This window comes from Streptomyces sp. NPDC052701, assembly GCF_040678355.1.
Taxonomy (GTDB): domain Bacteria; phylum Actinomycetota; class Actinomycetes; order Streptomycetales; family Streptomycetaceae; genus Streptomyces.
The window spans coordinates 11009-21218 of sequence record NZ_JBFATO010000061.1 but is presented as its reverse complement, the minus strand read 5'-3'; the positions used below and the strand labels follow the sequence as shown (position 1 = coordinate 21218).

Annotated in this window: 3 protein-coding genes; 2 read left to right on the top strand and 1 reads right to left on the bottom strand. The window is 73.9% G+C overall.

Annotated elements, in window-relative coordinates; translation table 11 throughout:
- Positions 1-7322, bottom strand: a 7322-nt coding sequence (locus AB0L29_RS34945; protein ID WP_365833301.1) for an SDR family NAD(P)-dependent oxidoreductase, incomplete at its 3' end; no start/stop codon positions are given.
- 453 nt (positions 7323-7775) lie between these two features.
- Here AB0L29_RS34945 and AB0L29_RS34940 point away from each other — a divergent pair.
- Together AB0L29_RS34940 and AB0L29_RS34935 are read left to right on the top strand one after the other, a co-directional pair.
- Positions 7776-9335, top strand: a complete 1560-nt coding sequence (locus AB0L29_RS34940; RefSeq protein ID WP_365833299.1) for an AMP-binding protein — start codon at positions 7776-7778, stop codon at positions 9333-9335.
- 147 nt (positions 9336-9482) lie between these two features.
- A complete protein-coding gene (locus tag AB0L29_RS34935) occupies positions 9483-10094 on the top strand; it encodes a helix-turn-helix domain-containing protein (protein WP_365833296.1) in 612 nt (203 codons plus the stop codon).
- Positions 10095-10210: the final 116 nt, after the last annotated feature.

Here is a 10210-nt window from a genome sequence, read left to right as displayed (position 1 = left end):
ACCGCATCGAACGCCGACGCGAACACCGGGAACCCCGCATACAACCCCCGGCCCATCCCCAACCGCTGACTGCCCTGCCCCGTGAACAGCACCGCCGTCTTGCCCTCGTGCGCCTCGGAGACGACCGCGGCCGAGCCGCTGCCGGCCGCGAGCGCGTCGAGTTGCTCGGCCAGCGAGGGGCGGTCGTCGCCGATCACCACGGCCCGGTGTTCGAGGGCCGCGCGGGTCGTGACCAGCGCGTGGCCGGCGGCGCGCAGTTCGGCGTCGTGCAGGGTGTCGAGGCGCTCCCGCAGTCTGGCCGCCTGGGTGCGCAGGGCCTCCGGGGCACGGGCGGAGATCACCCATGGCACGAGGGTGGTCGCGTCGGAGGTGCCGTCGGTCTCCTCGGTGGCGGCCGGCTCGGGCTGTGGCGCCTGCTCGATCACGACGTGCGCGTTGGTCCCGCTGATGCCGAAGGAGGAGATGCCCGCCCGGCGCGGCCTTCCCTGCTCCCCCGCCGGCCACGCGCGGGCCTGCGTCAGCAGTTCCACCGCGCCTTCGCTCCAGTCGATCTGGGGGCTCGGCTCATCGGCGTGCAGGGTCCGGGGAAGCTGCCCGTGGCGCATCGCCATGACCATCTTGATGATCCCCGCGACACCCGCCGCGGCCTGCGTGTGTCCCATGTTCGACTTGATCGAGCCCAGCCACAGCGGACGGTCCTCGGGCCGGTCCTTCCCGTACGTGGCGATCAGCGCCTGCGCCTCGATGGGGTCGCCCAGCGTCGTCCCCGTGCCATGGCCCTCGACGGCGTCGACGTCGCTCGTCGTCAGGCCGGCACTGGCCAGTGCCTGTCGGATGACGCGCTGCTGGGAGGGGCCGTTGGGGGCGGTCAGGCCGTTGCTGGCGCCGTCGGAGTTGACCGCGCTGCCGCGGAGCAGGGCGAGGACGCGGTGGCCGTTGCGGCGGGCGTCGGAGAGGCGTTCGACCAGGAGCAGGCCGACGCCCTCGCCCCAGCCGGTGCCGTCGGCGCCCGCGCCGAAGGACTTGCACCGTCCGTCGGCGGACAGACCTCCCTGTCGGCTCATGTCGACGAAGGTGTCGGGGGTGGACATGACGGTGACACCGCCGGCGAGGGCCAGGGAGCACTCGCCGTTGCGCAGGGCCTGGGCCGCCATGTGCAGGGCGACGAGCGAGGAGGAGCAGGCCGTGTCGACGGACACGGCGGGGCCTTCGAGGCCGAGGGCGTAGGCGACGCGGCCGGAGACGACGCTGGCGAGGCTGCCGTTGCCGTGGTAGCCGGCCACGTCCTCGGGGAGCGGGCCGAGCCGCAGGCCCCAGTCGTGGTACATGACGCCGGCGAACACGCCCGTGTCGGTGCCCTTGAGGCTGTGCGGGTCGATGCCGGCGCGTTCCAGGGTTTCCCAGGCGACTTCCAGCAGCAGCCGCTGCTGGGGGTCCATGGCCTGTGCCTCACGGGGGCTGATGCCGAAGAAGGCGGGGTCGAAGTCGGCCGCGTCGTGCAGGAAGCCGCCTTCGCGGGCGTAGCTCTTGCCGGGGGTGCCGGGCTCGGGGTCGTACAGGTCGCGGTCCCAGCCGCGGTCGGTGGGGAAGGCGGAGACGACGTCCTCGCCGGCGGCGACCATCCGCCACAGGTCCTCGGGGGAGGCGATGTCGCCGGGGTAGCGGCAGGCCATGCCGACGATGGCCAGCGGCTCGTCGGTGGGTCGAGGGGCGGCCTGCGGTGTGGGGCGGGTGGCGGCGACGGGTTCGCCGACCTTGGTGGCGAGGTGCTCGGCGAGGGCGCGGGGGGTCGGGTAGTCGAAGGTGAGGGTGGCGCTCAGGCGCATGCCGGTCGCGGTGTTGAGGCGGTTGCGCAGCTCGACCGCGGCCAGGGAGTCGAAGCCCATCTCGGTGAAGGCGCGGGTGCGGCTGATCGCGTCGGCGGAGTCGTGTCCGAGGACGTCGGCGACCTGTTCGCACACGAGGTCCAGCAGGCGGGCGGTGAGTTCGGCGCCGTCCAGGCCGGCCCAGCGGTCGGGCGTGCTGGAGGGCGAGAGGCCGGCGCGGCCGGCGACCGCGCGCCGGGTGGGCACGCGGACGAGGTCGCGCAGGAGTGCGGGGACGCCGTCGGCGCGGGCGCGCAGGGCGTCGTAGTCGACGCGCAGCGGGGCGACGGTGGGCAGGCCCACGGTGACGGCCTGGTCGAACAGGGCGAGGTTGTCCTCCGGGGAGAGCCCTTCCATGCCGAGGCGCCGGGCGCGCTGGAGGGCGGAGGCGTCGAGGTGGGAGCCCATGCCGGTGTCGCCGGTCCACAGGCCCCAGGCGATGGCGGTGGCGGGCAGGCCCTGGGCGTGGCGCTGCACGGCCAGCGCGTCGAGGAAGACGTTGGCGGCGGCGTAGTTGCCCTGGCCGGCTCCGTCCAGGACGCCGGCCAGCGACGAGTACAGGACGAAGGCCGACAGGTCCAGGCCGAGGGTCAGTTCGTGCAGGTGCCAGGCGGCGTCCGACTTGGGCCGCAGCACGGTGTCGACGCGGTCGGCGCTCAGGGCGCCGACGAGTCCGTCGTCGACGACGCCCGCGGTGTGCACGACGGCACCGAGCGGGTGGTCCTCGGGGACGCGGTCCAGGAGCGCGGCGACGGCGTCGCGGTCGCCCACGTCGCAGGCGACCACGTCGGCGTGGGCGCCCGCGGCGGTGAGGTCGGCGACGAGGTCGCGGGCGCCGGGGGCGTCGGGGCCGCGGCGGCTGGTGAGCAGCAGGTGCCGTACGCCGTGCCGGGTGACGAGGTGGCGGGCGAGGTGGGCGCCGAGTCCGCCGGTGCCGCCGGTGATCAGTACGGTCCGCCGGTCGTCCCAGGGCAGGGGGGCCGGCGCGTCGGCCCCGGTGTGGGCCAGCAGGCGCGGCACCCACAGGGCGTCGCCGCGCAGTGCTGCTTCCGGTTCTCCGGAGGCGAGGACGGCGCGGGCGCCGGCGTCGCTGTCTGGGTCTGGGACGGTGTCGGTGTCGGTGTCGAGGAGGACGATGCGTCCGGGGTTCTCGGCCTGTGCGGAACGGATCAGGCCCCAGACGGCGGCCTGGTGGGGTGCGGCGGGTTCGTCGTCGTCGAGCGTGACGGCGCCGCGGGTGCGCACGAGCAGGACGCCGTCGGCGAGCCGCTCGTCGGCGAGCCAGTGGCGTACGGCGTCGAGGGCGGTGGTGACGGCGTCGCGGGTCCGCTCGGGAACGTCGGTGCCGGCGGGCGCCGCGCTCAGGTCGAGGACGACGCTGGAGGGGACGCCGGACGGGGCGGTGGCGAGCCGGGTCAGGTCCTCGGCGGTGCCGTCCCACGCGGCCGGAAGCGTGGCGGCCGGCGTGGCGGCCGGCACCAGGCGGCGCCAGCTGATCCGGTGCAGGGTGCCGGCGGCGCCGGAGCGCGCGGCGCGCAGCTGCTCGGCGGAGACGGGGCGCAGGACGAGGGAGCGGACGGTCGCGACGGGTGCCCCGGCCGGGTCGGCGAGGGCGACGGTGAGGGTGTCGGGGCCGGTCGCGGCGACGCGGACCCTGACGGCGGCCGCGCCGGCGGCGTGCAGGGCGACGCCGGTCCAGGAGAAGGGGATGTGCACCTGTCCGGTGGACTGCGGCCCGAAGGCGTGGTCGGCGGCGTGCAGTGCGGCGTCGAGGAGCGCGGGGTGGAGGCCGAAGGCGGTCGCGGTGGCGTGCTCGTCGCCGGGCAGCGCCACCTCGGCGAAGACCTCGCCGTCGCCGAGCCAGGCGGCCTTGACGCCGCGGAAGACGGGGCCGTAGCCGTACCCGTCGCGGGCCATGTCCTCGTACAGGGTGGAGACGTCGAGGGGCCGCGCTCCGGGCGGGGGCCAGGCGGTGAGGCCGGTGTCGGGGGCGGGGTCGGACACGCTCTGCGCGCGGGCGAGGAGCCCGGTGGCGTGGCGGGTCCAGGGCGCGTCGCCGTCGTCGGCGCGCGAGTGGATCTCCAGTGGGCGCAGGCCCGTCTCGTCGGCGGCGCCCACGACCACCTGGACGGGCACTCCGCCCTCCGCGGGGAGGGCCAGCGGTGCCTCCAGGGTCAGTTCCTCGAGCAGGGCGGCGCCGATCTGGTCGCCGGCCCGGACCGCGAGTTCGACGAAGGCGGTGCCCGGCAGCAGGGTGACGCCGGCGATGACGTGGTCGGCGAGCCAGGGCTGGGAGCGCAGGGAGAGCCGGCCGGTGAGGACGGCGGTGTCGGCGCCGGCGAGGCCGACGGCGGCGCCCAGCAGGGGGTGGTCCACGGCGGTCTGGCCGAGGCCGGGCGCGTCGCCGGCGGCGGGCGGGGCCGTGAGCCAGTAGCGGCGCCGCTGGAAGGCGTAGGTGGGCAGGTCGATCCGCCGGGTCTCGTGGTCGGCGAAGAGGGCGGATCCGTCGAGGGCGGCGCCGCTCGCGTGGGCGTGGGAGACCGCGGTGAGCAGGGTGTGCTGCTCGTCCTGGTCGCGTCGCAGGGCGGGCAGGAACAGGGCGTCGTCGGTGTCGAGGGTCTGCTGGGCCAGTGCGGTCAGCACGGCGTCGGGGCCGAGTTCGAGGAAGGTGCCGACGCCGCGGTCGGCGAGGTCGCGTATCCCGTCGGCGAAGCGGACCGCCCGGCGCACGTGGTCCACCCAGTACTGCGGGGAGCACAGTTGCGCGGTGGTGGCCAGGCGTCCGGTGACGTTGGAGACGACCGGGACGGTGGGGGCGGAGTAGGTGAGGATCTCGGCGATCTGCCGGAACTCCTCGAGCATCGGCTCCATGAGGGCCGAGTGGAAGGCGTGCGAAACCCTCAGGCGGCTGGTCCTGCGGCCCAGCGCGGTGAAGTGTTCAGCGATCGCCTCGACGGCCTCGCCGGTGCCGGAGACCACGACGGCGGTGGGCCCGTTGACGGCGGCGATGTCGGCGAAGTCCCCCAGCAGCGGCAGGACTTCGTCCTCGGTGGCCTGTACGGCGAGCATGGCGCCGCCCTCGGGCAGCGCCTGCATGAGCCGGCCGCGCGCGGCGACGAGGGTGGCGGCGTCGTCCAGGGAGAGCACGCCGGCGACGTGGGCGGCGGTCAGTTCGCCGACGGAGTGCCCGGCGAGGAAGTCGGGGCGCAGTCCCCAGGACTCCAGGAGCCGGAACAGGGCGGTCTCGACGGCGAACAGGGCGGCCTGGGCGAAGCCGGTGCGGTGCAGCAGGGCGGCCTCGGGCGAGCCCTCCTCGGCGAACAGCACCTCGTGCAGGGGGCGTTCGAGTTGCAGGTCGAGGTAGCCGATGGCCTCGTCGAGGGCCTTGGCGAACACCGGGTACGCCTCGTACAGGCCGCGGCCCATGGCGACGCGCTGGCTGCCCTGGCCGGTGAAGAGGACGGCCAGGCCACGGCCCTGCGCGGTGCCGCGGACCAGATCGGGCGTGGTGCGGCCGTCGGCGAGAGCGGCAAGGCTCTCGCGGAGTCCGGCGCGGTCGGCGGCGACGATCACGGCGCGCTCGTCGAGGGCGGCCCGTGTGGTGGCGAGGGCGTGGCCGAGGTCGGCCGGCGTGCAGTGCTCGTCGGCGTCGACGAGGGCGAGCAGACGGGCCGCCTGGTCGCGCAGGGCGGGGGTGGTCCGGGCCGAGAGCGGCACCGGGACGAGCCGGGCCGCGGCCGGGCCGGCCGGGGTGTCGGCGGGCGGCTCGGCGTCCTCGGGGTCCGGTTCCTCGAGGATGACGTGGGCGTTGGTGCCGCTGACGCCGAAGGCGGAGACACCGGCGCGGCGGGGCCGGTCGCCCGCGGGCCAGGGGACGGGGGCGGTGAGCAGGCGTACGTCGCCCGCGGACCAGTCGACGTTCGGGGTGGGCTCGTCGATGTGCAGGGTGCGGGGCAGGACGTCGTGGCGCATCGCCTCGATCACCTTGATCACGCCGGCCACACCGGCCGCGGCCTGGGTGTGCCCGATGTTGGACTTCACCGAGCCGAGCCACAGCGGGTGCCCCTCGGAGCGTTCCCGGCCGTAGGCGGCGAGGACGGCCTGGGCCTCGATGGGGTCGCCGAGGGTGGTGCCGGTGCCGTGCGCCTCGACGACGTCGACCTCGTCGGGCAGCAGCCCTGCGCGGGCCAGGGTGTGGCGGATGAGGCGCCGCTGCGAGGCGCCGTTGGGGGCGGTGAGGCCGTTGCTGGCGCCGTCCTGGTTGATGCCGCTGCCGCGGACCACGGCGAGCACCCGGTGGCCGTTGCGGCGGGCGTCGGAGAGCCGCTCGACGACGAGGATGCCGACGCCCTCGGCGAAGGCCGTGCCGTCGGCGCCGCGGGCAAAGGCCTTGCAGTGGCCGTCGGGGGCTAGGCCGCGCTGGCGGCTGAACTCGGTGAAGGTGGCGGGGCTGGCCATCACGGTCGCGCCGCCCGCCAGGGCGAGGGTGCACTCGCCGCGGCGCAGTGACTCCGCGGCCAGGTGCAGCGCGACCAGGGAGCTGGAGCAGGCGGTGTCGATGGTGAGCGCGGGACCTTCCAGGCCGAGGGTGTAGGCCACCCGGCCGGAGGCGATGCTCAGCGCGGTGCCGGTCAGCTGGTAGCCGTCGGTGCCCTGGGGGTCCTCGTGGGAGCGGACGCCGTACTCGTGGGCGCCGGCGCCGACGAAGACGCCGGCCCGGCTGCCGCGCAGTGACGTGGGGTCGATGCCGGCCCGTTCGACAGCCTCCCACACGGTCTCCAGCAGGAGGCGCTGCTGGGGGTCCATGGCGAGTGCCTCGCGGGGGCCGATGCCGAAGAACTCGGCATCGAAGTCGGCGACTTCGGCGAGGAAGCCGCCCTTGCGCACATAGCTGCGGCCGGGGGTGTCGGGGTCGTCGTCGAAGAGGTGGTCCAGGTCCCAGCCGCGGTCGGCCGGGAAGTCGTCGACGACGGACCGCTCCTCGGCGACCACGCGCCACAGATCCTGCGGGGAGGATATGCCGCCGGGGAACCGGCAGCCGATGCCCACGACGGCGATCGGGTCGTCGTCGACGGCGAACCGCTCCGGCTCGTCGAGGTCGTCCGAGAGGCCGAGCACCTCGGCCCGCAGGTGTTCGGCGAGCAGCGCGGGCGTCGGCTGTTCGAACGCGACGGTGACCGGCAGCGCCAGCCCGGTGGCCGCGTTGAGGCGGGCGTGCATCTCCACCAGGCCCAACGAGTCCAGGCCCAGTTCCTTGAACGGGCGGCTGACGTCGACGTCGGCGTCCTGCTCGGGACGCACTTTCCTCAGCATGACTCGGGTCTGTTCCCGGACCAGGTCGAGGAGAATTCGGCGCTGCTCCGAAACGGGCAGTTCCGCCAATTCTTGCAGGAGACCCGATCGGTTCGCCGAGGTGTCCTCGTCGCCGGCGGAAAGGAAAGTCCCAGACTCGCTCATCGAGGCACACTCCACATTATCGATTAGCCATGTGGGCAGGCCGCACGCAAGGCCGCCACGCAACGGCACGGTACGGCAGGAAAAAGCCGAGCCGTCACCCCTAGCCACCCCTAGGTCCTACCCCGGAGCACTTGGCCAGGGGTTATTCATCGAGTCGGGGGGCTGCTAGGAAGGGGCCGCGGCCCCCCAGAGAACGGTGCGAAACCTTGCCCGGCCCCGACCCCCGTGATAGGAATCCGCTCGAGAGTCGATAATTGTGCATTACCGGTCGCCTTATTCTGCGCCCGGTCGCGCTCCCCGCCGGCCCTGCGACAACCCGCTTCGAACGGATCCGGGCCGACTGCGTGCAGCGCCCCGCCGCCGGACGGAAATGATCCGGTGAATCCGGGGCCTGCCAGAACCCACCGCCAGAGATGGGGGAACAATCACGTGAGCCTGCGCCAAGAAATGTCCGTGCCGGTTTCCGCGCCGGTCGACCGGATGCACGACTTCATGCTCGCCTGGGCCCGGGTCACGCCCGACGCCCCGGCCGTGGTCGAGGAGGGCGCGGATGGCGAGCCGGCCGTGCTCACCTACCGGCAACTCGAACAGCGCGTCCACGACTACGTGTCCGTCCTCGACGGCCTCGGCCTCGACTACGGGGACCGGGTGATCCTGGACTCCGACACCTCCGCCTCGGCCATCGCGATGTTCCTGGCCTGCTCCACGCTCAGCCTGGCGTTCGTGCCGGTGAGCCCGGAGACCCCGCTGAGGCGGCTGCTGACCATCATGAAGACGACGCGGCCGGGCCTGTATCTCCAGGCGGCGGACGGACAGCGGGCGGGCCTGCCGGAGGGGGTCGGCACCGGCCGCTTCGGCCCGGAGGGGCTTGTGGTGGAGCGTCCGCCGCAGCCGCGGGTGCGGCACCGGCGCGAGCCGGTCGGCACCGACACCGCCTACATCATCTTCACCTCGGGTACGACCGGCCGCCCCAAGGGCGTGGTGATGAGCCACCGCGGGGTCGTGTCCTTCTACCGGGGCATGCTTCAGCACGCCATCGTCGGCAACCACGACCGGGTGGCCACCACGTCGCCGCTCCAGTTCGACTTCTCGCTGCTCGACATCGGGCTGGCCCTGGGCAGCGGCGCGGCCGTCGTGCCGGTGCCCCGCGACACGCTGCGCTGGCCGCGCCGGTTCGTGCGCTTCCTGCGGGACATGGAGGTCACGCAGGTCGACGGGGTGCCGTCGATCTGGCGCTCGGCGCTGCGGCACGAGGCGGACCAACTGGCCGCGCTGGAGAAGCTGCGCGGGGTGCTGTTCTGCGGAGAGGACTTCCCGCTGCCGGAACTGCGGCAGCTCCAGCAGCTGTTGCCGCAGGCCCGGCTGATCAACTGCTACGGGGCGACCGAGTCCATGGCGTGCTCGTTCACGGACGTCCCCAACCCGCTGCCGGACGACCTGGAGAAGCTGTCGATCGGGTTCGCCCACCCCGGCGCCGAGATGACGCTGGTCGACGAGTCGGGCCAGGTGATCACGGAGCCGGGCGTGCAGGGCGAGATCCATCTGCGGACCCCGGCGCTGTTCACCGGCTACTGGGACGACCCGGAGGCCACTCGGCGGGTCCAGGTGCCCGACCCGCTCAACCCTTGGAGCGGACAACTGGTGCTGCGCACCGGTGACCTCGCCTACCAGGGCGAGGGCGGCGAGATGTACTTCTGCGGCCGGATCGACTCCCAGGTGCAGATCCGCGGCAACCGGGTGGAGATCAGCGAGGTGGAGCGGAAGGTACTGGAGTACCCGGGGATCACCGCGGCCGCCGTGCTGGTGGTCCAGCGGCCCGACCGCGAGCCGGTACTGGCGGCGTTCGTGGCCGTGGCGCCGGGCGGGACGGCCCCCAAGGGCACGGAGCTGAGCGCGTTCTGCGCGCAGACGCTGCCCGCGTACATGGCGCCGAAGGAGCTCCACGTCATCGAGGAGTGGCCGGTCACCGCGCACGGCAAGACGGACCGGGCCGCGCTCGCGGCCGGGGTGTGACCGGGCCTTCGCGGGCAGGGGGTGGGCGCCCCGGCACCGGGCCGGGCGCCGGCACACCGAGGAGAGAACCACGCAGGCCTTGCGCTCGGGCCGGCGTTCGCAGCAGCGTATTAGACGTACGTATAAGACGCCGGTTAGGGTGGGGTCATGGGACATCGCGAGGACTTGCTCATCGGCGCCAAGCGCTGCTTGATCGAAAAGGGTTACGGGCGGACGACCACGCGCGACATCGTGGCCGCCTCCGGAGCCAATCTGGCCTCCATCGGCTATCACTACGGCTCCAAGGAGGCGCTGCTGAACGCGGCCCTGCTGGAAGCGCTGGACGAGTCCGGCAAGGAGATCTCCCCGACCGAGGTCACGGACGTCGGCCCCGATGCGACGCCGGTGGAACGCTTCGAAGCGGCCTGGTCGCAGATCGTCGACAAGTACATCACCAACCGGCAGCTGCTGCTGGCCAGTTTCGAGGTCTTCGCCCAGGTCGACCGGGTTCCGGAGCTGAAGCCCGCGCTCGCCGACGGAGTGGAGCAGGGCCGGCGGGCCATGACCGAGCTGTTCCAGAGCATTGCCGGCGAGGATGCCGAGGACCTGGACGAGGAGACACTGCACGCGGTGGGTGCCTTCTTCCAGGCGCTGGCGACCGGTGTGATGGCCCAGTTCCTGGTCGACCCCGAGCGCGCTCCCTCGGGCCGCGACCTGACGCTGGCCCTGCGGGCCATGCTGGCGTGGTCCGCGTCCGTCCCGGAAGCGACCGACGCCTGAGGCCCGTGTACTGTCGGCCGGTCTCCGTTCCCCTCACGACGCAGTCCGGCCGGGCCCCTGGGGGCCCGGCCCGGCGGCGGGGGGGGGGGGGGGGCGGGCGTGGGGTGCGGCCGCGG

Bases quoted from the DNA above. Each gene is read 5' to 3' on its own strand.
- AB0L29_RS34935 (WP_365833296.1), top strand. From the start codon at position 9,483: ATGGGACATCGCGAGGACTTGCTCATCGGCGCCAAGCGCTGCTTGATC.